The following is a 26,024-nucleotide window of genomic DNA, read 5'->3' as shown; positions in this document are numbered from 1 at the left end:
CTCGGCGCAAGCTTACCGGTCCGCGGGAACGACCCTCGTCAGGAGGGCGACCGCGTCGCGCGTCGTGTAGCCGAGGTCCTCGCCGATGCGCGCCAGCCCGAGGCCGTCCGGGGTGTCGATGCCGATGCCCGCCTCGACGCAACCGTCCGCCCTCATCGCCCGCAGGCTGCGGCTCAGCAGCGCCAGCGCGATGCCGCGCCTCCGGTGGTCCGGGTCGACGCCGAAGCGCTCCGTCCAGCCGACACGCTGTCCCGCCTCGCCCTCCTCGACGCACAGGGCGTAGCCGACGACCCGCTCGCCCACCAGCGCGATCGACGACCACTCGGGTCGGAAGGCGGGATCCTCGATCCGGGCCCCCCACTGCTCGGGCGACACCTCGGCGCTGCCCAGGTTCGCGAACGAGCGGTTGTGTACCCGCCGGACGTCATCGGAGCGCTCCGGAGGGAAGGAGACCACGCGCACGCCGTCGACAGTGCGCTCTGGGATGGGGCTGCCGAGGTCGCGGTGTAGGTCGTAGTAGTAGCGCTCCGGCGTGAAGCCGATGGCCAGCGCGGCCCTCTCCAGCCCGGGTCGGCCGGTCTCCGCGTGGCAGCAGAGCGTCAGGTCCTGCCCGGGGTGCACCTCGTCGCGCCACGCGATCGAGCGTTCCACCTGCCAGCGCAGCAGCGACGATCCGACGGACATGTGCCGGTGCACGGGATGGACCCCTCCCAGCAGGTGGAGCTTCAGCACCGACTCGTCAGGCTGGTAGGCCAGCCCGTACGCCGACAGCGAGTCGTAGGGGTCCCAGCCGCCGACGGCCAGGGCGGCCGGGACGTGCGTGTCCTGGCCGGTGAACTCGGCGCCCAGCCCGGTGAGCACCGAGTTGTCGAGCGCCTCGAGCTGGGTGCGCAGTGCGGCGAGCGCCTCCGCGTCGCCGGACTGCAGCAGCCGCCAGCGCAGGTGCGGCTCGATGTACAGGTCCATGTCGGTCACGATCGGGCCTCCCGGCTAGCGCCAGATGCGGCGGCGGGCCGGCGGCGTGGGCGCCGACTGGTCCCAGAGCCTGCGCCACCGCGGCACGGGGTCGACGGGGCCGGCGTCCGGCGTGACGATGCGGCGCCGCTCGACCGTCCACCACGTCAGGTCGCCCTCGTGGACCAGCTGTTCGACGCGCTGCTGCAGCTCGCGTGTGGCCTCGTCGAGCTGGCGGCCCCGCACGTAGATCGGGGCGCCGAAGCGGATCGACACCTTCGGCCTGGTCCGCAGCGGCAGCTTCAGCAGTTCCTTGAGCTTGAAAGTGCCGACGAGCCCGACGGGGACGATGGCGACGTTGTGCTGGCTGGCCAGCCCGGCTGCGACCCCGGAGAACTCCCCCACCATCCGGGTACCGACCGCCTCATCGGTGAAGACGACGACGTTGCGGCGGCGGCCAGAGCCCGGGAGGGCGCGATCATCGTCGGCCGGAGCCGGGACGGCAGCGCGAGGCGCAGGATCTGGTAGTCGAGGACTCCCTGCTCGTTCGCGCCGAAGACGAAGGGGTGCCGCAGCCCGGTCAGGGCGTCCGCGCCGACCAGCTCGATGTCGAAACGCAGGCTGAGCAGCCTCAGCGTCAGGTGCCGACCGGCGAGGTAGGCCCGCAGCCCCACCTCACGGCTGACGGGCACCGGTGCGGGGGCGTTGCGTGGCCGGCGGCGCCTCAGCGCCGCTCCGGCCTGCACCACCAGGTCGCCCGGCAACGTCAGCGACGGGCGCTGGCGTCCGGAGCGGGACTGGGCCCAGGAGGGCAGCTTTCTGCTCATCGCACGTCGCCGAGAGCCAGTCCGGCACCGCGCAGCACCGTGATGGACGGGTGGGGGCCCACACGGTCCGAGGCGATCTCCAGCGCGTCGGCGTAGGTCGTCGCGGAGCGGTGGCCGAGCACGGCCGCGGAGCGCCGGTCTCCCCCGACCCAGATCACGTCTCCGAGCTGCGCCGCCGCACGGGCGATGTCGTACCACTGATGGAACACGTGCAGCGGGTGCGCGCCGTGGTGCTTGCGGTACAGGTCGAGGTACCACTCGTCGGAGATGGCGGCCGCCTCGTGGGCTGCCGCGATCTCCTGCGGGTCGAGCGTCGCGGTGAGTACCTTCGCGAAGAAGTCGGACGCCGCCGACTGCCGACGGTTCGAGAACCGGTTGCGCAGCGGGTGCATGGCGATCAGCACGCCGTCCTCACGGACGAAGGGCGAGCCGAGGTGGCTGCCCGCCTGCCGCACGAGCGCGTGGTGGGCGGCATCCAGCGGGGAGCCGATCGGGTCGGATTCGTCGACCCCGGCGCCCCAGACCGACGTCACGAGGACGTCCGCGGGGCCGGGGGTCTCGACGGCGTTGGCGGCCTGCCAGACGTCTCGGGCTTCGGTCAGCACGGTCTCGTAGGTGCCGCCCAGCACGTCGATGACCGGGTAGTCGGCCCGCAGCGCGCCGCGGACGATCTGTGCGCCGCGACGCGGCAGACCTGCCACCACCTGCCGCTCCACGGCGAAGGCGAGCCGGTCGAGCGCCGTCCACTCCCACTCCCGTTTGGAGGTGAAGCGCAGGGTCCGGTCGAACAGCGGCTGGCCCAGCACTGCCGTGAGCGCGAACGTGTTGACGGCCGAGGTGACCAGGCGTCCGACGGCCACCGCCAGCTGCGGATCGCCGTCGGCTCCTCCGATGCGGTTGATGGTCGCCACGTCGGTGAGCCCGGCCGAGAGTGCGCAGCCGTCGCTGTTGTCTGCCCGCAGACCGATGACGACCGCGAGGTCCGACTGCGCGACCCGGCGGTTCAGCCGGACCGGGACCCCATCGACCTCGCCGACCGTGACCAGGTCGGCGCCGGTGACGTCATGGCTCGTGATGAGGCCGTCGGGCAGGAAGCTGGTGGCGACCCGGTCGCCGAGGACACGGGTGATGTCATCGCTGTTCCAGCGCTTCCGCAGCCCGTTGGCGATGACGACCTCGACGTCGGTGACCCCGGCACGGGCCGCCAGGGCGAGCACCTGCTCGGCCAGCGTGCGCCGGGGATCGAACCGCGGCTGCGGGAGCGGCCGTTCGGTGTCGACGACGACGAGGGTCAGCTTGAGGTCCGGGTGCAGCTGGTCCAGCAGCGCCGCGGTCCCCTGGGGGCCGACAGGGCCGAGTCGATCAGCGGCACCGGATCGCTCGACTCCTCGGCGTCCGCCGCATACACGACATGGGTCCCGACGCCGAGGCGGTCGAGGCGCAGCTGCGCCCCCGACATGGTCAGCAGCTGCGGGGTCCGGTCGTCGACCTCCAGCACGAATCCTGGGCGCGACATCAGCGGTCCTTTCCGTTCACGGCATCCTCCAGCGGGGCACGGGAGAGATCTCGGGCCATTCGACGATCGACCAGCCCTTTGACTTGGCGGCCCTCATGAGGCCGATGTCGGGGCTGACCGCGACGGGGTTGCCGACGGCCTCGAGCATGGGCAGGTCCACGTGGCTGTCCGCGTACCCGAACGAGCGGCCGAGGTCCATGTCGTGGAGCTGCGCGTAGTGACGCAGCCACGCGGAGCGTGACTCCCCCACCATGGGCGGGCCGCTCAGGAACCCGGTGCAGCGTCCGTCGGCATCGGTCGCGAGCTCCGCGGCGACGATGGTGTCGAACAGGCCCTCGAAGGGGCGGGTCAGCGGCCGGATGACGCCCGTCATCAGGATGGTCGTGTGGCCGGCGTCGCGGTGTTCCCGGATCCGCCGGATCGCGGCGGGCGACATCCGGTCGAGGATCAGGGGCGCGAGCCGCTCGTCGACGTAGCGTTCCAGCTCCGCGAGATCGGCGCCGGCGTAGCGCCGGTAGATCGAGCGGAGGAAGACGCCGCGGTCGCGCCGCTCCGCGCCCAGGTACATCGGCAGCTGGGCGGCGACGCTGACGACCTCGCGGACCCGGCGCAGCGGAGAGAGCTCCGGCATCCTGGCCCACAGGTAGGTCTCGACCACGTTGGTGGCCATGACGGTGCCGTCGAGGTCGAAGGCGGCCAGCACCGTGCCGGGGGTGGTTGGCTGCAGCGTCCGGTAGGTCTCGGAGCGGCCCTGGCGTCGCTTGCGGGCGGCCTCGAGGCGGCGCACCGGGTCGGTGATGGCCGGGATGTGCACCTCCTGCATGTAGTGCGTCCAGTCGTAGCTCGCCGAGTCGAAGCCGAACGAGTCGGCGTCGTCGGGATGCAACGAGTTGTGCAGCGCCAGCGTGCAGTCGTCGACGAAGTGGAGCTCGGACTGGAGGTACTCGCCGTAGAGGGTGAGGTACTTGCCGAGGAAGTCGAGCTGCTTGCGGACTTGTCGAGCGACGTGGCCAGCTTGCGGGTCTTCCTGCCGCGGGGGGCGTAGGACAGCACCTTGTTGCCGAGGGTGACGCCCTTGTCCGCGAGCCACATGAACCGCTCGATGGGTTCCGCGCCGGGGAAGTTCCAGGTCGCCAGCGGGGTCGAGCCCTGCCCCGAGGTGTACGGATGGTCGGTGAAGTACTGGCGCACGTGCTCGTAGACGCCCCGGAACGTCAGCGGGTTCCTGGCGCCGGAGCTGCAGTGGTAGAACTCCGGGCTCCCGGGCTCCGGCCGGGTCGCGCAGACGGCGATGATGGCGTTGACGACCATGTCGCACGGGATGATGTCGATCACCGCGTCCGGGGAGGCGGGGAACTCGGGCAGCTGGCCGCGGCCGTAGGCGAGGATGATCGGGTCGGCCATCTTGAAGCCTTCGATCCAGCCGGGGTACGGCTGCCGCAGCGACGACTCGACGATGGCGGGGCGGACGATCGAGACCATGAAGTCGCCGGCCAGGTCGGCGACGACCCGCTCAGCCATGGCCTTGGCGAAGGTGTAGACATCCGTCCAGCCCAGCGAGCGGGCGCGCTCGGTGCCGGCGGCCACGAGTTCGGCCTTGACCCATTCGAGGCGACGGCGCTCGGTGTCGGCCGACGTGGTGAGGTAGCCGGCCTGCCGGTGCAGGGCCTCGGCCTCCTCGCGCAGCTTCGTCAGCTGCTCGGAGCTGCGGGAACGCGCCTCGACGTGTTCCTTCATGGCCAGCGCGGCCGCCGTCTCCGCGTCGTAGTCGACGTCGTGCACGTGCGCGGCCTCCGGGATGGTGCCACGGCGCCGTCCCGCCGTGTAGGCAGTGGAGACGTGCAGGTAGTGCGGCACCTTGATGAGGTTGCCGTCGTCGTCGGTGACGGCTTCGCGCAGCTTCGTGAGCAGCGCCTTGGTGCCGACGACGTTGGTCATGAACGCCTGGTCGATGGGCGGGTCGAACGACACGTCCCCGGCACAGTGGAGCAGCACGTCGAGGTCGGCGGGCAGGTCGGGAACGTCGGGCAGGTCGCCCTCGATCACCTGGACCCGGGCGGCCATGAGTTCCTCGACGCCGCCCGCCTGTGCCACGATGTCGGCGAAGATCTTCTTCTTCAGCAGCGACACCACGCGCTGGTGCGCGGTGACGGAGCCCTTGCGGCGGACGATGACGCCGGTGGTGGTGTCCGGGCAGTCCCGCAGCACCTTCCACAGCAGCTGCTCGCCGATGAAGCCCGTCACGCCGGTCATGACGATCTTCTTGCCTGCGAGCAGGTCGGAGATCCGCCCGTCCAGCAGCGGCGGGGTGTGGACGACGCTGGCGGTGCCGAACGTGCTGGCGGGTGGCTGGACCATCAGGCCTCTCCCCCGGCCACCGCGAGGGCCTCCTCGATCGTGAACCGGCCGACGTACAGGGCGGTGCCGATGATGGCCCCCTCGACCCCGGAATCGACGAGGGTGCGCAGGTCCCGGAGGTTGTCGAGGGTCGCGATGCCCCCCGACGCGATGACCTTGCGGCCGCTGCGGGCGGCGACGGCCTGCAGGAGGTCGACGTTGGGGCCGGTCAGCATGCCGTCGGCGTTGACGTCGGTGACGACGAACCGTTCGCAGCCGGCCGCGACGAGGCGGTCGAGCGTTTCGGTCCAGGGGCCGCCCTCGGTGGTCCAGCCCCGGGCCGCCAGGTTCTCGCCGCGCACGTCCAGGCCGATCGCGACCCTGTCGCCGTACTCGGCCACCACGTGATCGCACCACTCGGGCTGCTCGAGCGCGGCCGTGCCGATGTTGACGCGGCGGGCGCCGCTGGCCAGCGCGCGCTGCAGCGACTCCTCGTCCCGGATGCCTCCGGAGAGCTCGACCTGCATGTCGACGCCTGCGACGATCCGTGCCAGCAGGTCGGCGTTCGAGCCGCGCCCGAAGGCGGCGTCAAGGTCGACCAGGTGGAGCCATTCGGCCCCGCCGCGCTGCCATCTGAGCGCGGCCTCCAGCGGGTCGCCGAACTCCTTCTGGGTGCCGGCGATGCCCTGCACCAGCTGCACGGCCTGGCCGCCCTGGACGTCGACCGCGGGCAGCAACTGCAACTTCTCCACGAGGATTCACCCTATCCGAATCGTTGTCACGCGACGGTCGCGAGCCAGTTGGAGATGAGCCTGGCGCCGGCGGCACCGGACTTCTCCGGATGGAACTGTGTCGAGCTGACCGGACCGGCCTCGACGGCCGCGACGAAGGGGACTCCCTCGTGGGCGGCGAAGGTGGTCACGGCGCCGGGGACGGCGGCCGTGGCGGCGTAGCTGTGCACGAAGTAGAACCGCTCGTCGCGGACGCCGGCGAACAGGCGGCTGCCCTCCGGCGCGGAGACGGTGTTCCAGCCCATGTGCGGCAACCGCTCGGCCCGCAGGCCCGTGACGGCGCCGTCGAGCAGGCCGACACCTGCCACCTCGATGCCGTGCTCGGCGCCGCGGGAGAACAGCACCTGGTGTCCGACGCAGATGCCGAGCAGCGGACGCTGCCCCGCCACCCAGTCGCGGATGAGGTCGTCCCCTCCGACGGCGGTGAGGCCGTCCATGCAGGCGGCGAAGGCCCCGACACCGGGCACGACGAGACCGGCGCAGCGCCCCAGCTCCGTCGGGTCGGCCGAGACGATCACGTCGGCGCCCGCCCCGGCGAGCGCCCGCGCCGCGGAGTGCAGGTTCCCCGACCCGTAGTCGAGCAGCCCGATCCGGGTGCTCAGAGCGCGCCCTTCGTGCTCGGGATCCCCTGCTGGCGGGGGTCGATCTCGACGGCCTGGCGCAGCGCGCGGGCCAGTGCCTTGAACTCGGCCTCGACGATGTGGTGCGGGTCGCGCCCCGCGCGGAGCGTCAGGTGCAGGCACAGCCCCGCGTTGAGGGCCAGCGCCTCGAAGACGTGGTAGGTCATGGAGCCGGCGTAGGGCACGCCCGAACCGCCGATGAGGGCGTAGGGCTGGCCCTCCGGTTCGCCGGTGCAGGTGACGTACGGTCGGCCCGCGACGTCGACGACCACCTCGGCGACCGCCTCGTCCAGCGGGACGACGGCGTGACCGTAGCGGCGGATGCCCGCCTTGTCGCCCAGCGCCTGCTTCAGCGCCTGCCCGATGCAGATCATCGTGTCCTCGACCGTGTGGTGGCCGTCGATGTGGAGGTCGCCGGTCGCCTCGACCGTGAGGTCGATCAGCGAGTGCTTCGACAGCGCGGTGAGCATGTGGTCGTAGAACCCGACCCCGGTGCTGATGGAGGAGGCACCGGTGCCGTCGAGGTCGAGGCTCACGCGGATGGTGCTCTCGCTGGTGGACCGTTCGATCGTTGCGGTGCGGCTCACTTGACGTCTCCTTCGATGGTCGGGGCGATCTCGTCCAGCGCTGCGCTCAGCAGCGCCATCTCCTCGGGGTCCCGGCGGAGGCGCGGAGGAAGCCGGCCGGGCCGGTCTCGCGGATGAGGATCCCGCGATCCAGCAGATCCTGCCAGACGCGGTGCCGGTCGGCGAACCGACCGAACAGGGTGAAGTTGGCCTCCGAGTCGACGACGGCGTAGCCGCGGGACCGGGCCCAGGCCTCGAACGCGCGGGCCTCGGCGGCGAGCGACCGGACCTGGGCCAGGAGCTCGTCGGAGTGCGCCAACGCGACCCGGGCGATGGCCTGCGTCTGGGCGCTGAGGTGGTACGGCAGCCGGACGATGCGGCAGGCGTCGACGATGGCCGGGGCCGCGGCAAGGTAGCCGACGCGCCCCCCTGCCAGGGCGAACGCCTTCGACATGGTGCGCGATACCACGAGCCGGTCGTGCCGGTCGAGCAGCTCGACGGCGCTGGGGCGGGCCGAGAACTCCTGGTAGGCCTCGTCGGCCACCACGATCGCGTCGGTGCCCGCGCACACCTCGTCGATGACGTCGAGGCTGACGGCCGTGCCCGTCGGGTTGTTCGGCGTGGTGATCAGCACGACGGTGGGCCGGTGCAGGGCGATGGCGTCGAGGATCAGGCCGGCGTCGAGCGTGTAGTCGTCGCGGCGGCGCGCCGTGACGTACGTGGTGCACGTGTTGCGGGCGTACTCCGGGTACATCGAGTAGGTGGGCGTGAACGTCAGGACGCTGCGCCCCGGCCCGCCGAACGCGGTGAGCAGGTGACTCATGATCTCGTTGGAGCCGTTGGCGGCCCACACGTTGTCGGCGGTCAGGCCGTGGCCGAGGTAGGCGGCGAGGTCGGAGCGCAGCCCCAGCGCCTCCCTGTCGGGGTAGCGGTTGAATCCCCGGCCGCCGCGACGATGGCGGCGGCCATCTCGTGGCGCAGCGCCGGCGACGGCGGGTACGGGTTCTCGTTGACGTTCAGGACGACGGGGACGTCGAGCTGGGGCGCCCCGTAGGGCTCCTGGCCGACGAGGTCGGCACGCAGCGGGAGGTCGGACAGCTCGATCATGCGTCCCTCCGCACCGTCACGGCGTTGGCGTGGGCGGGGAGGTTCTCGGCGAGCGCGAACAGTTCGACGCCGTCGGCGATCTCGAGCAGCGCCTCGCGCGAGTAGTCGATGACGTGGACGGTGCGCATGAAGGACCGGACGGTCAGCCCGGAGCTGTGGCAGGCGCAGCCGGCGGTCGGGAGCACGTGCGTGGAGCCCGCCGAGTAGTCGCCCAGCGAGACGGGCGAGTAGTCGCCCACGAAGATCGCGCCGGCGTTGCTGATCCGGGCCGCCACGGCGGCGGCGTCGGCGGTCTGGATCTCGAGGTGCTCCGCGGCATAGGCGTCGGCCACTGCGACGGCCTGGTCGAGGTCGCGGACCAGCACGATCGCGGACTGCTCCCCCGCGAGGGCGGTGGTGACGCGCTCGGCGTGCCGTGTGGCGGCCACCTGGGCGGCCACCTCCTCCTGCACGCGCGCAGCGAGGTCCTCCGACGCGGTGATGAGCACGGCGGCGGCGAGAGGGTCGTGCTCGGCCTGAGAGATCAGGTCGGCCGCGACGTACCGGGGGTCGGCGGTGGCGTCGGCGACGATCGCGATCTCGGTGGGACCCGCCTCAGCGTCGATGCCCACGAGCCCGCGGACGAGGCGCTTGGCGGCGACGACGTAGATGTTGCCCGGACCGGTGACGAGGTCGACCGGCTCGCAGAGATCCGCGACGCCGTGGGCGAACATGGCGATCGCCTGGGCGCCGCCGACGGCGTACACCTCGTCCACGCCGAGCAGGTGGCACAGAGCCAGGATGCTGGGGTGCGGCAGCCCACCGAAGTCCTTCTGCGGCGGGGAGGCGATCGCGATGGAGGTGACGCCCGCGACCTGCGCGGGGACGACGTTCATGATGACGCTGGACGCCAGCGGCGCGAGGCCCCCGGGGACGTACAGGCCGACACGACGCACCGGCACGTTCCGCAGCCCGACGCGGGCGCCGTCGGCCACTTGGGCCGGCGCGGGATCGGCGTCTCGTTCCAGCGACTCGGCGACGGCGCGGCGACGCCTGATCGCCTCGGCGAACGCCTGCGCGAGCTGCGGATCGAGCTCACTGGCACACCGGGCGAGCACGTCCGCGGGCACGCGGAGCGAGGGCGGCACAACCCCGTCGAAGCGATGCGAGTACTCGGTCAGGGCCTCGGCTCCCCTGGCGGCGACGTCGTCGACGATGGGGCGGACCCGGTCCAGGGCCGCCTCCACGTCGAACTCACCACGGGGCAGCAGGGAGCGGTAGGCGCCATCGACGCCGGTCAGATCGAGAGTACGGAGCACGCGCCCGATTCTAGTCGGACGGCGACTCGATGGCCTGACCGTGCCCATCGGGCGGCTCCGGCCAGAAGGCTGCGAGCAGCATGATGGGGGTGACGGCGGCGAACGGGCCGACAAGCAGCGCCGACAAGGCCCGCAGCTGCAGATCGATCTGTACGACGTCGCCGACAGGCGCCGCAGCGATGCGCTCCGCGAAGCCACTGCTGCCCACGACGAGCCCCACCCGCCACGTCATCAGCCCGGCCAGGGCCGCGGCCAGCGGCGGCACGGCGATGACGACCCAGCCGCGGGTCTGCAGCACGAACCAACCCGCGATGCCGCTCAGCAGCCCTCCGGCGCAGGCGATGAGGGTGAAGGTGGCATCGGCGGCGACGATGCTCGCCTGGCCCCGCTCGGAGATGGTCGCCACGAGGACGTCGCCGATCGTGTACGTCGCCAGCGGTGTGATGCCGGCCCAGATGAGGCCCCCGATCGCGCCGAGGGCGACGCAGAGCGTCAGGTAGACCATCGACCGCCACGAGGTGCGTCCCCACAGCTCCGCCAGTTGCCGCTGCCGCGACAGGACCAGGATGTCGTCGCTCACTGGGATTCTCTCCCGAGACCGACGCAGGAGGGGCCGAGCACCGCCTTGAGGTCCGCGAAGAGAGCCGAGGTGAGCTCGACGCGGAACCCGTCGCCGAGCCTGAACGTCTTGACCTGGTCACCGGTGCGCAGGTTCAGGTGGACCTCCGCCGACCCGGGGTACTGGGCGAGGATCGTCTTGAGCCGGTTGACGACCCCCGGAGTGCAGCGCACCGCCGGCAGCGTCAGCGCGAGGGGCCCGGCGTTGCCTTCTGCGCTCATGTGCGGCGAGACGATGTTCTGGGCCCGGACGCGGCCCCGGTCCTCCCCGGACTCGACGATGCCGTCGACCGACACGATCGTGTCGGGCACGAGGTGGGCCGCCACCTGGTCGTAGACGCGGGGGAACACGGTGACCTCGATGGAGCTGGTCAGGTCCTCCAGCACGATCTGGGCCCAGATGTTGCCCGCCTTGTTCACACGGCGGTTGACGGCGGTGATGAGCCCGCACAGCTTGGAGGGACCGCGGTAGCCGTCCTCCGCCGCCGCCGAGGCGATGGGCCGCTCACTGTTGGACTGCAGCACGTGCTCCAGCCCGTTGAGCGGGTGGTCGGAGACGTACAGGCCGAGCATCTCCCGCTCGAACGCGAGCTTGGTGCGCCGGTCCCACTCGTCGACCTCCGGAATGTGGGCCGTCAGGGCCGGGCCGCCCGACTCCTCGGTCGCCTCAGCGAAGCCGAAGTCGAAGCCGTCCTGCCCGTTCTCCGCGTTGCGCTTCACGTCGATGATGGAGTCGACGGCCTCCTCGAAGATCCCCATCAGGGAGCGGCGCGTGTGCCCGAGGTCGTCGAAGGCGCCCGCCTTGATGAGCGACTCGATGACCCGCTTGTTGCACATCAGCAGCGGGGCCTTGTCGAGGAAGTCGTGGAAGTCGGTGGCGGGGCCCGCCGTGTGCCGCTCCTCGATCCAGGCGTTGACGACCTTGTCGCCCACGTTGCGGACCGCGCCGAGGCCGAAGCGGATGTGCTCCCCCACCGGGGTGAACATGACCTCGGAGGAGTTGACGTCCGGCGGCAGCACCTCGATGCCCATGTGCCGACACTCGGCGAGGTAGAGCGCCGACTTGTCCTTGTCGTCGCGTACCGACTGCAGCAGCGCCGCCATGTACTCGACCGGGTAGTTGGCCTTGAGCCACGCCGTCCAGTACGAGATGACGCCGTAGGCCGCGGAGTGGGCCTTGTTGAAGGCGTAGTCGGAGAAGGGAAGCAGCACGTCCCACAGCGCCTGGATCGACGCCTTCGAGAAGCCGCGCTCGATCATGCCGCCCGAGAACACCTCGTACTGGGCGTCCAGCTCGGACTTCTTCTTCTTGCCCATGGCGCGGCGCAGCATGTCGGCTCCACCCAGGGTGTAGCCGGCTAGCTGCTGCGCGATCGCCATCACCTGCTCCTGGTAGACGATCAGTCCGTACGTCTCGCCGAGGATCGGCTCGAGCGCTTCGGCGAGGTCGGGGTGGAGCGGCTCGACGGGCTCGCGCCCCGTCTTGCGGCGGGCGTACTTGTTGTGGGAATCGGCGCCCATGGGGCCGGGACGGTAGAGGGCGCCGACGGCGGAGATGTCGTCGAAGCAGTCGGGCTGCATGGACCGCAGCAGGGCCCGCATGGGGCCGCCGTCGAGCTGGAACACGCCGAGCGTGTCGCCGCGCTGCAGCAGGTCGAACGTCTTGGGGTCGTCGAGCTCCAACTGCTCCAGGTCGATGTCGACGCCCTGGTTGAGCTTGACGTTGCGCACCGCGTCGTCGAGGACCGTCAGGTTCCGCAGGCCGAGGAAGTCCATCTTGATCAGCCCGAGCGACTCGCAGCCCGGGTAGTCGAACTGCGTGATGATGGCGCCGTCGGCCTCGCGCTTCATGAGCGGCACGATGTCGATGAGGGGCGCACGGCTCATGATGACGCCGGCGGCGTGGACACCCCACTGGCGCTTCAGTCCCTCGATGCCCTTGGCTGTGTCGACGACGGTGCGCACGTCGGGCGACGAAGCGTAGAGCTCGCGGAACTCGTTGCCCTCCGCGTAGCGTTTGTGCTCCTCGTTGAACAGCTCGCTCAGCGGCACGCCCTTGCCCATCACGTCGGCCGGCATGGCCTTGGTGATCTGCTCGCCGATGGCGAACGGCATGTCGAGCACCCGGGCCGAGTCCTTCACCGCGGCCTTGGCCTTGATGGAGCCGTACGTGACGATCTGGGCCACGTACTCCTTGCCGTACTTCTCCGTGACGTAGTTGATCACCTCGCCGCGGCGACGATCGTCGAAGTCGATGTCGAAGTCGGGCATGGAGACGCGTTCCGGGTTGAGGAAGCGCTCGAAAATCAGGCCGTGCTCGATCGGGTCGAGGTCGGTGATGCGCATGGCGTACGCGCACATGGATCCTGCGCCCGAGCCACGGCCGGGGCCGACGCGGACGCCGTTGTGCTTGGCCCAGTTGATGAAGTCGGCGACCACGAGGAAGTAGCCGGAGAAGCCCATCTGGATGATGATGCCGATCTCGTACTCGGCGCGCTTCATGGTCTGGGCGCTGATGCCCTGCGGGTAACGGTAGTCGAGCCCGCGCATTACCTCAGCGCGGAACCAGGAGTCCTCGGTGTGGCCCTCTGGCACGTCGAAGCGGGGCATGTAGGTGCCGATGCCCTCATCGAACTTCGTCTCGATCCGCTCGGCGATGGCCAGGGTGTTGTCGCACGCCTCGGGGAGTTCCCGGAACAGCGCCCGCATCTCCGCGGGCGACTTGAGGTAGTAGCCGTTGCCGTCGAACTTGAACCGGTCGGGCTGCGCCTTGCGGGAGCCGGACGACACGCACAGGAGCGTGTCGTGCGCGTCGGCGTCCTCGGCGTGCACGTAGTGGAGGTCGTTGCTGGCCACCAGCGGCAGGCTCAGTTCCTTCGCGAGCCGCAGCAGGTCCTTGCGGACGCGCGTCTCGATGTCGAGGCCGTGGTCCATCAGTTCGACGTAGAAGTTGCCCTCGCCGAAGATGTCGCGGAACTCGGACGCCGCCTCCCTGGCGTTGTTGTACTGGCCGAGCCGCAGGAAGGTCTGCACCTCGCCGGAGGGGCAGCCCGTCGTCGCGATGAGGCCGTTGCCGTATTCGTTCAGCAGTTCCCGGTCGGCGCGCGGCTTGTAGAAGAAGCCCTCGAGCGAGCTGCGGGTGCTCAGCCGGAACAGGTTGTGCATGCCGGCGGTGTTGGCCGCCCACATGGTCATGTGCGTGTAGGCACCCTTCGAGGCGACGTCGTCGCCGGTGCCGTCGCCGAACTGGACGCGCTTGCGCTCGGAGCGGTGGGTGCGGGGCGTGAGGTAGGCCTCAAGGCCGATGATCGGCTTGACGTCGTAGTCCTTCGACGCCTTGTAGAACTCGTATGCGCCGAACAGGTTCCCGTGGTCGGTCATGGCCAGCGCGGGCATCCCCATCCGCTGCGCACCCTCGAACAGGTCCTTGACCCGCGCGGCGCCGTCGAGCATCGAGAACTCGGTGTGGGTGTGAAGGTGCACGAACGAATCTGACAACGGTTCCTCCAAACCCTGGCGACGACGACCCACCATACCCCGGCCGCGGGGACCGGCGGCCCCCGACAAGCCGGACGCCGGCCACCCCGTCAGGTTGATCGGGGTGACCGGCGTCGCAGACGGTCAGGCGTCGACCCAGGCAATCTCCTGGCTGCGGTGGAATCCGACGCCCTGCGCCTCCCACAGGGGGGCGAGGCCGCCGAGGCGGTCGGCGAACGACTCCCAGGTACGGGAGGGGTGCGCGCCCTTGGCGGGCGACCAGGCATGCTCCGCCGCCGACGCGAGCCGCGGGAACATGAGCTGGTCGATGGCGGCCAGGTCGGTGACCGTCTCGGTCCACAGCGGCGCCTCGACGCCCAGGATGTCGTCCTCGGCCAGTCCGTGGACCAGCGTGCCGGGCTCCCAGTCGTACGAGCGCTCGACGCTGGTGGGGCCGTCGGCCCAGACCAGCCCGATCTCGGTGTCCGCGTCGTACTTCATGTCGAGGTAGGCCGCATCGGCCGGAGAGAGCACGACCTTACCTCCCACCGCGGGGAACGCCCGCGTCTTCTCGGCGACGTCCGCGTCGTGGCTGCGCAGATCCCAGAACTGGCCGACGGCGCCGGAGGCCAGGGAGTCCGCCGCACCCGCCTCGTGCCACAGCATGGGGGTCTTGCCCAGCCCGGCGACCATATCGGTGACCCGGTTGATGAAGGCGACGTAGTCGGCCTTGTCCGTGCCGTGGCACTCGTCGCCGCCGATGTGCAGCCAGGGGCCGGGCGTCATCTCGGCGAGGTCACCCAGCACGTCGGCCAGGAACTCGTAGGTGGGTTCGTGGTCGATCCGCACCGACGAGAAGCCGACGGCCATGCCGCGGTAGGGCTCTCCGTTGATGGGGGCGTCGCCGCCGTAGGCCTCGACCGACTCCATGACGCTGGGAAGCAGTTGGGGCTCCTCCATCAGGTCGGGGTAGGCGAGGGAGATGGCGTGCGTGTGACCCGGCAGGTCGATCTCGGGGACGACGACCATGTCGTTGGCGGCCGCATAGGCGACGATCTCCGCAAAGTCGGCCTTCGTGTAGTGGCCGCCCTCGTCGGAGAACACGCCGGTGCCCGAGGCGAGCCGGGTGAGCTCCGGCCGGGACTCGATCTCGATCCGCCAGCCCTGGTCGTCCGTCAGGTGCAGGTGCAGGACGTTGAGCTTCAGCCGCGCCGCGCGGTCGATGACCCGCTTGACCGTGGCCACGTCGAAGAAGTGACGGGCGGTGTCCAGCATGACGCCGCGGTAGGCGAACCGCGGCGCGTCCTGGATGGCGACCGCCGGCAGCTCCCAGCCCTCCCCCGCGCGCCGCGCGAGCTGAGCGAGGGTGAAGATGCCGTAGCGCAGGCCGGCCCGGTCGGCGCCGGTGACGGTGGCGCCGCCGGGGGTGATCGCCAGCTCGTAGGAGCCGGCCTCTCCCCCGTCCTCCACGGCCAGCGAGACGACCGGCTCCTGGACGACGGGGACGTCGCCGCCGATGAGGGTGGCCAGCTCGGAGGCGAGAAGCTCCGCCAGCGGGCCGCCGACGGTGACGCCGGCCAGCGGCAGGACGCCGTCGCCCTCCTCGAGGTGCACGGGTACGGGGACGAGGTTGTAGTCGGCCATTGACTAACCTTTCACTGCGCCGGAGACCATGGACGAGGTCATGCGGCCCTGGACGATGAGGAAGAAGATCACGACAGGGATCGCCATCAGCGTAGAGCCCGCCATCACGACTGCCCAGTCGGTGGCCTTCGTCGCCTGGACGAAGGTCCGCAGCCAGATCGGCAGCGTCTGGCTCTCGGGCCGGTTCATGATCACCAGGGCGAACACGAACTCGTTCCACGCCTGGATGAACGCGAACACGCCCGTGGCGACGAGGCCGGGGCGAGCAGCGGGAAGGTGATCCGCCAGAACGCGCCCGACCGGCTGCAGCCGTCGATCATGGCGGCCTCCTCCAGGTCGGCGGGGACGCCGTTGACGAAGCCACGCAGCGTCCAGATGGTGAACGGCAGCACCATGGCGATGTAGACGCCCGACAGGCCGAGGATGGTGTTGGTCGCGTACCAGCCGTCGAGCACCCGGAACGTCGAGATGATGAGCGCCTCGGCCGGGATCATCTGGATCACCAGCACCAGGACGATGATCGACTTGCGGGAGCGGAACTTGAAGCGCGACAGCGCCAGTGCGGCCATGAACGCGAACAGCAGGGCCACGACGAGCGTGATGCCGGTGGCGCTCAGCGACACCTTCAGCGCCGACAGGAAGCCGCCGTCCCGTGCTGTCGAGTAGTTGCGCAGCGTGAACTCGTCAGGCCACATGTGGACGGTGTCGCCCTTGATCGCCGAGGCGGGAAGGAAGGACGTGTTCACCATCCAGTAGACGGGGAACGCCGAGCAGACGAAAACGATGAGCGCGGCGATGTTGAGCGCGCTGCGGGAGAGGAACTTCCTGGCCTTCACTGGTCATCCTCCTGCTTCAGGGTGAGCCGGATGTAGTACGCCGAGATGGCGAGCATGATGGCGACGAGGATCACGGAGATGGCGCCGCCAGTGCCGAGCTTTCCGGAGGCCATGGACTCGTTGTAGATGTAGACGCCGATGGTGTTGGTGGTCTCGCGCACCCCGCCGATGGTCTGCAGCGCGTAGATCTGCGCGAAGACGCGCAGGTCCCAGATGATCTGCAGGATCACGAGGACGACGAGGATGGAGCGGATGTAGGGGACGGTGATGAACCAGAAGCGCTTCAGGCCTCCTGCACCGTCGAGGGAGGCGGCCTCGAGGACCTCTCCCGGCACCTGCGTCAGCGCGGCGTAGAGACTGAGCGCCACGAACGGGACAGCGCCCCAGACGATGATCATGCCGGCGACGGTGAAGAACTGCAGGGGTTGATCAGCCAGCTGTAGCCCATCCAGTTGTCGCCGGTGACGCGGGTGAGCAGGTGGTTCACGAGGCCGTAGGACGTGTCGAAGATCCAGCCCCACACGATGGTCGCGGTCAGCGCCGGCATCGACCAGGCGAGCAGCAGGCCGACGGAGACGACGGTGCGCATCACGGCGCCCAGCTTCGTCATCAGCACCGCGATGGCGACGCCGAGCAGCATGGTCAGCACGACGCACACGGCGGCGAACGCGATGCTGCGGCCGAGCACGGCCCAGAACACGGGGTCGGTGAGGAGGTGCCGCGGGGAGCCAGCATGGGTCCCTCCCTTTCTCTCTGGGCGTGGGTGCACGTGATGGTGCGGGGTCCGGGGGAACGTGTCCCCCGGACCCCGACCTGGTGGTGCGTGAACGGATCAGGCGTTCAGGATCGCCTCGATCTTGGTGTCGAGCTCGGCGGCCAGCGCCGCAGTGTCACCGCCGTTGGCAACCTGCACGAAGTAGTCCTGCAGGAGACCCTGCGCCTCGACCTCGGCCCAGTTGGCGCTGGGCGGGGTGAGGCGGGCGTTCACTGCGGCCTCGGCGATCAGCGCGGCCAGCTCGGGCGTCGCCGCCGCGACCTTGCCGCTCAGGGAGGTGCGGGCCGGGACGAGGCCACCCTCGCCAGGATCGTCTGGTACTCCTCGCTCATGATGATCTCGAGCGCCTTCTGGGCGAGCTCGGGGTTGGCCGACTTGGCCGAGATCCCGATGTTCGAGCCGCCGGCGAACACGGAGGCGACGCCGCCGTCCTTGCCCGGGAGGTTGAAGTAGCCGAGCGTGGTGGTCAGCGCGGTGTCCTTCTTGTCCTCGTCGGCGATGATCGACCAGTACGCCCAGCTGGGGGCCGACAGAGTGGCGGCCTTCTCGGTGCGCAGCGGCACCCAGGCGTCACGCTCGTCGCCGTCCTTCGGGGCGGTGGAGCCCTTGGTCATGATCTCCTGGACCTGCTTGATGCCGGCCTGCGACTCGGGGCTCGAGAACTGGGCGTCCCACTTGCCGTCCATCTCGACGGCGACCTCGCCGCCGTTCTCCCAGATGAACGGGAGGGCGTTGTACCAGTCCTTGCCCGGGAACCAGACGCCGGAGACACCGCGGGAGTGCATCCCTGGGGGTGGCCGGAGGCCGGATCAGAAGAGTCCCAACTGGGCGTTGAGGACGGGGACGGCGGCACCGCGCAGCACGATGTCGTCGCCTTGGCCTGCCATCCGGACCTCGACCGCGTCATGGAAGTCGGTCAGGGTCCGGGCGCGCAGGGTCTCGAAGGTCGCCTGTTTGAGTTCGCCGTCGAGGAGCTCGGGGCGACCGGAAAGAAGGATCTCGGAGATGTCGAGGACGCCGAGCACCGGGGCAAGGGCGATGCCCAGCCGCTCGCCCGCGGCACGCAGAGCTGCGGTGTCGCTGGCCGCGACGTGGGCGGCCAGGGCGCTCTCCGCGAGCCAGGCCTCCAGGCACCCGACCTTGCCGCAGGCGCACTGCGGGCCGCCGTCGGTGCCGACCGTGACGTGGCCGAGCTCGCCTCCGGCGAGGTGCGAACCCGCCAGGACGCGCCCGCAGGTCAGCAGTCCGGAACCGACGCCGCGTCCGATGCGGATCAGGAGCACGTCCTGGGCGGACCCGCCGAAGATGAACTCGCCGAGCACCGCGGCGTTGGCGTCGTTGGTGACGATGACGGGGACGTCCACCCGCTCCCCGATGAGGCGGGCGAGCGCGACGTCCTCCCATCCGAAGTTCGGGGCGCTGAGCACGGTGCCGTTGGCGTCGACGATGCCGGGCGTGCCGACGCCGACCCCCGCGACCGCGCTGGGGGCGGACGCGACCAGGTCTGTGACGAGCTGGAGGGCCGCCTCGAGGATGGCGGGGCCGTCGGCGGGTCGGGGCCGCGAGATGCTGGAGATGACCTCACCGCGGACGGTGAGCTGGGCACCCGTGAGGGCGTCGTTGCCGGAGAGGTCGAGCGTGACGACGCAGCGGCTCGTGGTGTCCAGGTCGATCATCGTCGCGGGCTTGCCGGGGCGCACATCGTCGCTCAGCCCGATCTCGACCACGTAGTGCTCGTCGATGAGGTCGGCGACCAGCGCGGAGATCGTGACGCGGGTCAGGCCCGTGGCCCGGGCCAGGTCCGCGCGGCTCATCGGCGCCTCGCGGAAGAGCACCGTGAGCACCAGCGAGCGGTTGTACCGGCGTGCGTCCTCGGGACGCAGTTTCGCCTGACCCAGCGAAGCCGAGGAGACGGCAAGGCTGCCGATGCCCTGTGGTGTGATCGCCGGTGTCATGTTTGTTAGTTAAGCATTGCCGCGGCGTGATCATCGCCAGGCGGGCACCCCCCAGGGCGCGTCAGCAGAGTCCCGGGTCGACCTGATCCTCGATCGCGACGCCGTTCTGGATCGCCATGAGCTGGTTCACCCTGCGCTGATGGCGCCCACCCTCGAACTCGGTCTCCAGCCACTGCTGCGTGATCAGCTTGGCCATCTCGTTGCCGATGACGCGCGCGCCGAAGGCGAGGACGTTCGAGTCGTTGTGCCGACGCGACAGCACGGCGGAGTACGGCTCGGAACACACGACGCAGCGCACGCCGTCGACCTTGTTGGCGGCGATGGAGATGCCGATGCCGGTGCCGCAGATCGCGATCCCCCGGTCGAACTCACCGGCCGCGACGGCCTCGCCGACGAGCCGGCCGTACACCGGGTAGTCGGCCTTCGTCGGGTCGTGGGTGCCGAGGTCGGAGACCTCGTGTCCGAGTCCGCGGACGAGATCGATGATCTCCTGGCGGAGCTCCATGGCGGTGTGGTCGCTGGCGACGGCTACGCGCATTGCACTTCCCTTCGGGTCGCCCCACAGCATACCGGCGCCGCCCCGGAATCCCGGGGCGGCGCCGGGGGCCCTGCATCAGACGAGCAGCTGCCGCAGCTCCGGGCCTATCGGCCGGGGCAGCTTCGAGGAACCGGACAGGAACGCGTCCACCCCGTTGGCGCAGGAGCGGCCTTCGGCGATCGCCCACACGATCAGCGACTGGCCGCGCCCCGCGTCGCCGCAGGCGAAGACGCCGGGGACGTTCGTCGCGAACGACTCGTCGCGGACGATGTTGCCGCGCGGGTCAAGGGCGACCCCCAACTCCTCCACGAGCCCCGCCTGCTCCGGCCCGCTGAACCCCATGGCCAGCAGCACCAGCTGCGCCGGGATGTGGCGCTGGGTGCCCTCAACGGGAACGAACCGCCCGGCCTCGAACCTGACCTCCACGATGTCGAGGCCCGCCACGTTGCCGTGCTCGTCGCCCACGAACCGCTCGGTCGACACCGCGTAGACCCGGTCCCCGCCCTCCTCGTGCGCCGAGGTGATCTTGAACGTCATGGGGTAGGTGGGCCAGGGCTGTCCGGACGGACGCTGCTCCGGCGGCATCGGCATGATCTCCAGCTGCGTGATGGAGCGGGCGCCCTGCCGGATCGACGTGCCGAGGCAGTCCGCCCCGGTGTCGCCGCCGCCGATGATGACGACGTCGCGGCCTGCCGCAGTGATCTGGTCCTCGACGCGTCCGCCCAGCGCGACCCGGTTGGCCTGCGGGAGGAACTCCATGGCCTGGTGGATGCCGCCGAGCTCCCGGCCCTCTGCAGGCAGGTCCCGCGGCAGGGTGGCGCCGATCGCGAGCACCACAGCCTCGTACTGGTCGAGCAGGTCGCGCCCGGAGATGTCGTGGCCGATGGTGACGCCCGTCTTGAACTGCGTCCCCTCCAGCACCATCTGCTTCAGGCGCCTGTTGAGGACGGCCTTCTCCATCTTGAACTCGGGAATGCCGTAGCGCAGCAGTCCCCCGATGGCGTCGGCCCGCTCGTAGACGACGACAGTGTGCCCGGCGCGCGTCAGCTGCTGGGCCACCGCCAGGCCCGCGGGCCCGGAGCCCACGACGGCGACCGTCTTGGCCGTGTGCCAGGCGGGCTGCTGCGGGACGACGCGCGAGTCGTCCCACGCCTTGTCGATGATGGCGACCTCGACGTTCTTGATCGTGACGGGGTCGCGGTTGATGCCCACGACGCAGGCCGTCTCGCAGGGCGCGGGGCACAAGCGACCGGTGAACTCCGGAAAGTTGTTGGTGGCGTGGAGCCGCTCGAGCGCCGGCTGCCACTCGTCGCGCCACACCAGGTCGTTCCACTCGGGGATCAGATTGCCCAGCGGGCAGCCGTTGTGGCAGAACGGGATGCCGCAGTCCATGCAGCGGCCCGCCTGCTTCGAGATGATCGGCAGGAGGGCCCGGCCCGGCGTGCCCGGGTAGACCTCCTTCCAGTCGTGTACGCGCTCCTCGACCGGGCGGCGCTGCGCCACCTCGCGGGGGGTCGTCATGAAGCCCTTCGGATCAGCCATGAGCGGCCTCCATCATCAGCTGGGTGGTCTCGTTCTCGTCGAGCCCCTCGGCGGCCGAGGTGGCCCGCACGGCCATGACGCGCGCGTAGTCACGCGGCTCGATCTTGGTGAAGCGGCGCGCCAGCGTGGCGTCGTCGAGGTGGAGCAGTGCGTCGGCGACCAGCGAGCCGGTCTCCGCCCTGTGCTCGGCCATCAGCTCGCGCACGCGCGCCACGTCACCCGGTGCCATCGGCACGGGGTCGGCGAGCTCGGTGTTGAGCCGCAACGGATGGGCGTCGAGCACCCAGGCCACTCCCCCGGACATGCCTGCCCCGAAGTTGCGGCCCGTCGGGCCCAGGACCAGGACCTCGCCCCCCGTCATGTACTCCACGCCGTGATCGCCCACGCCCTCCACGACGGCGGTCGCCCCCGAGTTGCGGACGCAGAACCGCTCGCCGACCAGGCCGCGTAGGAACAGCTGCCCGCTGGTGGCGCCGTAGCCGATGACGTTGCCCGCCACGATCTGGGTGGCCGGGTCGAACCCGGCCCCCTCCGGCGGAGTGATGACAATGCGTCCGCCCGAGAGCCCCTTGCCGACGTAGTCGTTCGAGTCGCCGATCAGGCGCAGGGTGACGCCGCGCGGCAGGAAGGCGCCGAAGCTCTGCCCGCCGGTCCCGGTCAGGGTGAAGTCGATCGTGCCGGGCTCGAGCCCGCGCCCCTCGGTCGCCTTGGTCACCTCGTGGCCGAGCATCGTGCCCACCGTGCGGTCGATGTTCCGCACGGGCAGCGTGTGCCGGACCGGCAGGGCGTCGGTCAGTGCCGGGGCCGCGAGGCGGATCAGCTCGACGTCCAGCTTGGCGTCCAGGCCGTGGTCCTGCACCGTGGTGCGGTGCAGCGCCGTGCCCGGCGGCGGAGTGATCGAAGTGAGGATCGGGGCGAGGTCGAGCCCACTGGTCTTCCAGTGGCCGACGGCGGCGCTCACGTCCAGCAGGTCCACGCGACCCACGGCCTCCTCCAGGGTGCGGAAGCCCAGCTGCGCCAGCAGTTCTCGCACCTCTTCGGCGATGAACATGAAGAAGTTGACGACGTGGTCGGGGTCGCCGTGGAACCGACCGCGCAGCTCGGGGTTCTGCGTCGCGACGCCGACGGGACAGGTGTCCTTGTGGCAGACGCGCATCATGATGCAGCCGGACACCACGAGCGGGGCGGTGGCGAAGCCGAACTCCTCGGCGCCGAGCAGGGCGGCGACCAGCACGTCGCGGCCCGTCTTCAGTTGACCATCGCACTGGACGACGATCCGGTCGCGCAGCCCGTTGAGGAGCAGCGTCTGCTGCGTCTCAGCCAGGCCCAGTTCCCAGGGGGCGCCCGCGTGCTTGACGGAGGTCAGGGGCGCGGCCCCGGTTCCGCCGTCGTGGCCGGAGATCAGCACGACGTCGGCCTTGGCCTTGGACACGCCGGCCGCGACCGTCCCGACCCCGATCTCGGAGACGAGCTTCACGTGGACCCGGGCGCGGGTGTTGGCGCACTTGAGGTCGTGGATGAGCTGCTTGAGGTCCTCGATGGAGTAGATGTCGTGGTGCGGGGGCGGCGAGATGAGGCCGACGCCGGGCGTCGAGTGGCGCGTCCGTGCGACCCACGGGTAGACCTTGGGGCCGGGCAGCTGACCGCCCTCCCCCGGCTTGGCCCCCTGCGCCATCTTGATCTGGATGTCGTCGGCGTAGGTGAGGTACTCGGAGGTGACCCCGAACCGGCCGGAGGCGACCTGCTTGATCGCCGAGCGGCGCTGCGGATCGTGGAGCCGTTCCGGGTCCTCGCCGCCCTCGCCCGTGTTCGACTTGCCGCCGATGCGGTTCATGGCGACGGCGAGCGTCTGGTGGGCCTCCATCGAGATGGAGCCGTAGCTCATCGCGCCGGTGGAGAAGCGCTTGACGATCTCGGTGGCCGACTCGACCTCGTCGATGCTGATCGGCTCCCTGCTGCGGAACTCCATGAGCGAGCGCAGCGTCATGATCCGGCGCGCGTTGTCGTTGACCAGCGCCGTGTACTTCTTGAACGCCGCATAGTCGCCGGTCTGCGTCGAGTGCTGCAGCCTGAACACGGTCTCCGGATCGAAGAGGTGCGGCTCGCCCTCCCGACGCCACTGGTACTCGCCGCCGACCTGCAGGTCGCGGTGCGCCAGCGGGATCCCGTCGGCCGGATAGCCCTGCAGGTGCCTGCTGCGGATCTCGTCGGCGAGCTGGTCGAGGCTGAGCCCGCCGAGCCGGCTGGTGGTGCCGGTGAAGTAGCGGTCCACCACGTCACGGCCGAGGCCGACGCATTCGAAGATCTGGGCGCCGGTGTAGGAGGCGACGGTGCTCACGCCCATCTTGCTCATCACCTTGAGCACGCCCTTGCTCAGCGCCTTGGCGACGTTCGCGATCGCCTTCTCAGGCGTGACGTCGACGTACATCTCCCGCCGCGCCAGGTCCTCGGCGGACTCGAACGCGAGGTAGGGGTTGACGGCGGCCGCCCCGTACCCGAGCAGCAGCGCGATGTGGTGCACCTCGCGCACATCGCCCGCCTCGACCACGAGCCCCACCTGGGTGCGGGTCTTCTCGCGGACGAGGTGATGGTGGATGGCGGCGGTCAGCAGCAGCGACGGGATCGGTGCCAGCTCGGGCGTCGAGTGGCGGTCCGAGAGCACGATGGCGCGGGCGCCACCCCGGATCGCGGCCGAGACCTCCCCGCACAGCTCGTCGATCCGCGACGCCAACGCCCGTCCCCCGCCTGCGACCTTGTAGAGGCCGCTGACGACGTGCGTGTGGTAGCCGGGGAGTTCGCCGTCGCGGTTGAGGCGGACGATCTTGGCCAGCTGCTCCGAGTCGAGGATCGGCTTGCCCATGATGATGAGGCGCGCCGCCTCGGGGGTGGGCTCGAGCAGGTTGCGCTCCGGCCCGATCTTGGCCGTGAGGCTGGTGACCAGCTCCTCCCGGATCGCGTCGAGGGGCGGATTCGTGACCTGCGCGAACAGCTGCGTGAAGTAGTCGAAGATCAGCCGCGGCCGGCTGGAGAGCACCGCGATGGGCGAGTCCGTCCCCATCGACCCGATGGCCTCGGCCCCCGTGTTCGCCATGGGGGCGATCAGGACCCGCAGCTCCTCCTGCGTGTAGCCGAAGACCTGCTGACGTCGGGTGACGGAGCTGTGCGAGTGGACGATGTGGGCCCGGCCCGGAAGGGCGTCGAGCACGATCTTGTTGTCGGCGACCCACTTCTCGTACGGGTGCTCCGCGGCGAGCGCGCCCTTGACCTCGTCGTCGGACAGGACGGCGTGGCGCTCGAGGTCGAGCAGGAGCATCCGGCCCGGCTGGAGCCTCCCTTCCGCACGATCCGCTCCGGCTCGATGGGCAGCACCCCCGCCTCGGAGGCGAACACGACCAGCCCGTCGTCGGTCTCCCAGAACCGGCCGGGACGCAGCCCGTTGCGGTCGAGGCAGGCGCCGATCAGGGTGCCGTCGGTGAACGTCATGCAGGCGGGCCCGTCCCAGGGCTCCATGATCATGGAGTGGTACTCGTAGAACGCCCGCCGCGCCGGATCCATCTCCGCGTGCGACTCCCAGGCCTCGGGGATCATCATGAGGACGGCGTGCGGCAGCGAGCGCCCGCCCAGGTGCAGCAGCTCCAACACCTCGTCGAACGAGGCCGAGTCGGAGCCGTCGGGGGTGCAGATCGGAAACAGCCTGTCGAGCGCGCCGGGGAACCGGTCGGAGGTGAGCAGGGCCTCGCGGGCCCGCATCCAGTTGCGGTTGCCGCGGACGGTGTTGATCTCGCCGTTGTGGGCGATGAGGCGGTACGGGTGGGCCAGCTCCCACGCCGGGAACGTGTTCGTCGAGAACCGGGAGTGGACCAGCGCCAGCGCCGAGGCCATCCGCTCGTCGTGCAGCTCGGGGAAGACCTCCTCGAGCTGATCGGTGGTCAGCATGCCCTTGTAGACGAGCGTGCGCGCCGACAACGACGAGAAGTAGACCCCGGCCTCGTGCTGGACACGGCGCCGCAGGACGAACGCGAGGCGGTCGAGGTCGATGCCCGCCTGGCCTGCGCGCCCGGCGACGACGAGCTGCTCGAAGTGCGGCATGGCGCCGATGGAGATGGGCGACAGGGTCTCGGTGCGGACGGGCACCTCGCGCCAGGCGAGGACGTCGAGCTCCACCTCGTCGGCGATCGCCTCGATGGCCGTCCTGACGGTCTGCCTGGAGGCCGCGTCGGTGGGCAGGAACGCCATGCCGACGGCGTACTCCCCCGCGTCCGGCAGCCGGACGTCGAGGACCCCCCGCAGGAAGGCGTCGGGCACCTGGATCAGGATGCCTGCGCCGTCGCCCGCGGCCTCGTCGGCGCCGGTGGCTCCGCGGTGGTCGAGGTTGCGCAGGGCCTCGAGGCCCTGGGCGACGATCTCGTGGCGGGCGACGCCGTCGAGGCGGGCCACGAAGGCCACGCCGCAGGCGTCGTGCTCGAAGGCGGGATCGTAGAGTCCGATCTTCTCGCGCTGCGGGAACACGGTCTGAGCCATCTACGGTCCTCCTCGGTTGCGGGCACACTGCGCCGGAACCTGCCCGGCGGCATCACATTAGGACCGCGATTTTCCACTCTCCAAGCCAGTCCACCCGCATGC

At 70.4% G+C, this 26,024-nt stretch carries 22 protein-coding genes and 3 pseudogenes; all 25 read right to left on the bottom strand.

The genetic code is table 11. The features are described from left to right. Positions 1-12: 12 nt before the first annotated feature. Positions 13-966, bottom strand: a complete 954-nt coding sequence (locus tag H9L22_RS04930) for a GNAT family N-acetyltransferase (protein WP_226966268.1) — start codon at positions 964-966, stop codon at positions 13-15. Positions 967-990: 24 nt separating this feature from the next. Beyond that, entirely contained in the window at positions 991-1,230 is a 240-nt protein-coding gene (locus H9L22_RS04925; protein WP_187721821.1) for a hypothetical protein, read from the bottom strand. A 26-nt stretch (positions 1,231-1,256) separates the two neighbouring features. Continuing rightward, on the bottom strand, positions 1,257-1,781 hold the full coding sequence (locus H9L22_RS04920; protein ID WP_187721820.1) for a hypothetical protein: 525 nt from the start codon (positions 1,779-1,781) through the stop codon (positions 1,257-1,259). Then, the gene (locus tag H9L22_RS04915) at positions 1,778-3,076 is read right to left on the bottom strand and encodes a lactate racemase domain-containing protein (RefSeq protein WP_264292601.1); all 1,299 of its coding nucleotides are present in this window, start codon (positions 3,074-3,076) and stop codon (positions 1,778-1,780) included. Before H9L22_RS04915 ends, H9L22_RS04920 begins: the two co-directional genes overlap by 4 nt. Next, entirely contained in the window at positions 3,073-3,297 is a 225-nt protein-coding gene (locus H9L22_RS18560) for a hypothetical protein (protein WP_226966138.1), read from the bottom strand. The genes H9L22_RS04915 and H9L22_RS18560 overlap by 4 nt, the downstream gene beginning before the upstream one ends. Positions 3,298-3,313: 16 nt before the next feature. Beyond that, positions 3,314-3,967, bottom strand: coding sequence for an HAD family hydrolase (locus H9L22_RS18555; protein WP_264292549.1), 654 nt, complete (start codon positions 3,965-3,967; stop codon positions 3,314-3,316). A gap of 683 nt (positions 3,968-4,650) precedes the next feature. Next, positions 4,651-5,550, bottom strand: a pseudogene (locus H9L22_RS18550) (SDR family oxidoreductase); the annotation flags it as partial. A 104-nt stretch (positions 5,551-5,654) separates the two neighbouring features. Continuing rightward, a complete protein-coding gene (gene priA / locus H9L22_RS04905; RefSeq protein WP_187721819.1) occupies positions 5,655-6,386 on the bottom strand; it encodes a bifunctional 1-(5-phosphoribosyl)-5-((5-phosphoribosylamino)methylideneamino)imidazole-4-carboxamide isomerase/phosphoribosylanthranilate isomerase PriA in 732 nt (243 codons plus the stop codon). Positions 6,387-6,412: 26 nt separating this feature from the next. Then, positions 6,413-7,027 carry an imidazole glycerol phosphate synthase subunit HisH gene (gene hisH, locus H9L22_RS04900; RefSeq protein WP_226966266.1) on the bottom strand — a complete coding sequence of 205 codons (615 nt, stop codon included), beginning with the start codon at positions 7,025-7,027 and terminating at the stop codon, positions 6,413-6,415. After that, positions 7,024-7,632, bottom strand: a complete 609-nt coding sequence (gene hisB / locus H9L22_RS04895; RefSeq protein ID WP_187721818.1) for an imidazoleglycerol-phosphate dehydratase HisB — start codon at positions 7,630-7,632, stop codon at positions 7,024-7,026. The genes hisH and hisB overlap by 4 nt, the downstream gene beginning before the upstream one ends. A gap of 64 nt (positions 7,633-7,696) precedes the next feature. Beyond that, a pseudogene (locus H9L22_RS04890) lies at positions 7,697-8,718 on the bottom strand (histidinol-phosphate transaminase); the annotation flags it as partial. Then, a complete protein-coding gene (hisD, locus tag H9L22_RS04885) occupies positions 8,715-10,016 on the bottom strand; it encodes a histidinol dehydrogenase (RefSeq protein WP_226966136.1) in 1,302 nt (433 codons plus the stop codon). The pseudogene H9L22_RS04890 and the gene hisD, both read right to left, overlap by 4 nt. A 10-nt stretch (positions 10,017-10,026) precedes the next feature. Continuing rightward, complete coding sequence (locus H9L22_RS04880) at positions 10,027-10,596, bottom strand: hypothetical protein (protein ID WP_187721816.1); 570 nt, start codon at positions 10,594-10,596, stop codon at positions 10,027-10,029. Further along, positions 10,593-14,168, bottom strand: coding sequence for a DNA polymerase III subunit alpha (dnaE, locus tag H9L22_RS04875; RefSeq protein WP_187721815.1), 3,576 nt, complete (start codon positions 14,166-14,168; stop codon positions 10,593-10,595). The genes H9L22_RS04880 and dnaE overlap by 4 nt, the downstream gene beginning before the upstream one ends. 87 nt (positions 14,169-14,255) lie before the next feature. Continuing rightward, entirely contained in the window at positions 14,256-15,755 is a 1,500-nt protein-coding gene (locus H9L22_RS04870; RefSeq protein WP_187721814.1) for a family 20 glycosylhydrolase, read from the bottom strand. A 3-nt stretch (positions 15,756-15,758) separates the two neighbouring features. Continuing rightward, positions 15,759-15,962 carry an ABC transporter permease family protein gene (locus tag H9L22_RS18545; RefSeq protein WP_226966134.1) on the bottom strand — a complete coding sequence of 68 codons (204 nt, stop codon included), beginning with the start codon at positions 15,960-15,962 and terminating at the stop codon, positions 15,759-15,761. Continuing rightward, positions 15,947-16,591 (bottom strand): carbohydrate ABC transporter permease, encoded by a 645-nt coding sequence (locus H9L22_RS04865; RefSeq protein ID WP_226966133.1) that lies wholly within the window; start codon positions 16,589-16,591, stop codon positions 15,947-15,949. The genes H9L22_RS18545 and H9L22_RS04865 overlap by 16 nt, the downstream gene beginning before the upstream one ends. Continuing rightward, positions 16,588-16,989, bottom strand: coding sequence for a carbohydrate ABC transporter permease (locus tag H9L22_RS18540; protein WP_226966132.1), 402 nt, complete (start codon positions 16,987-16,989; stop codon positions 16,588-16,590). The genes H9L22_RS04865 and H9L22_RS18540 overlap by 4 nt, the downstream gene beginning before the upstream one ends. After that, positions 16,986-17,291 (bottom strand): hypothetical protein, encoded by a 306-nt coding sequence (locus H9L22_RS18535; protein ID WP_226966131.1) that lies wholly within the window; start codon positions 17,289-17,291, stop codon positions 16,986-16,988. The genes H9L22_RS18540 and H9L22_RS18535 overlap by 4 nt, the downstream gene beginning before the upstream one ends. A 132-nt stretch (positions 17,292-17,423) precedes the next feature. Further along, positions 17,424-17,579, bottom strand: a complete 156-nt coding sequence (locus H9L22_RS18530; RefSeq protein WP_226966130.1) for a hypothetical protein — start codon at positions 17,577-17,579, stop codon at positions 17,424-17,426. A 56-nt stretch (positions 17,580-17,635) separates the two neighbouring features. Continuing rightward, complete coding sequence (locus H9L22_RS04855; RefSeq protein ID WP_226966129.1) at positions 17,636-18,151, bottom strand: extracellular solute-binding protein; 516 nt, start codon at positions 18,149-18,151, stop codon at positions 17,636-17,638. A 24-nt stretch (positions 18,152-18,175) separates the two neighbouring features. Next, on the bottom strand, positions 18,176-19,321 hold the full coding sequence (locus H9L22_RS04850; RefSeq protein ID WP_187721813.1) for an ROK family transcriptional regulator: 1,146 nt from the start codon (positions 19,319-19,321) through the stop codon (positions 18,176-18,178). A gap of 61 nt (positions 19,322-19,382) precedes the next feature. Further along, on the bottom strand, positions 19,383-19,859 hold the full coding sequence (gene rpiB / locus H9L22_RS04845; RefSeq protein WP_187721812.1) for a ribose 5-phosphate isomerase B: 477 nt from the start codon (positions 19,857-19,859) through the stop codon (positions 19,383-19,385). Between the two features lie 75 nt (positions 19,860-19,934). After that, the gene (locus H9L22_RS04840; protein WP_187721811.1) at positions 19,935-21,401 is read right to left on the bottom strand and encodes a glutamate synthase subunit beta; all 1,467 of its coding nucleotides are present in this window, start codon (positions 21,399-21,401) and stop codon (positions 19,935-19,937) included. Beyond that, positions 21,394-25,922: pseudogene (gene gltB, locus H9L22_RS04835) on the bottom strand (glutamate synthase large subunit). Before gltB ends, H9L22_RS04840 begins: the two are co-directional and overlap by 8 nt. Positions 25,923-26,024 lie beyond the last annotated feature (102 nt).

It is taken from the genome of Tessaracoccus defluvii (assembly GCF_014489575.1).
Taxonomy (GTDB): Bacteria; Actinomycetota; Actinomycetes; order Propionibacteriales; family Propionibacteriaceae; genus Arachnia; species Arachnia defluvii.
This window is presented reverse-complemented; position numbering and strand designations above follow the sequence as displayed.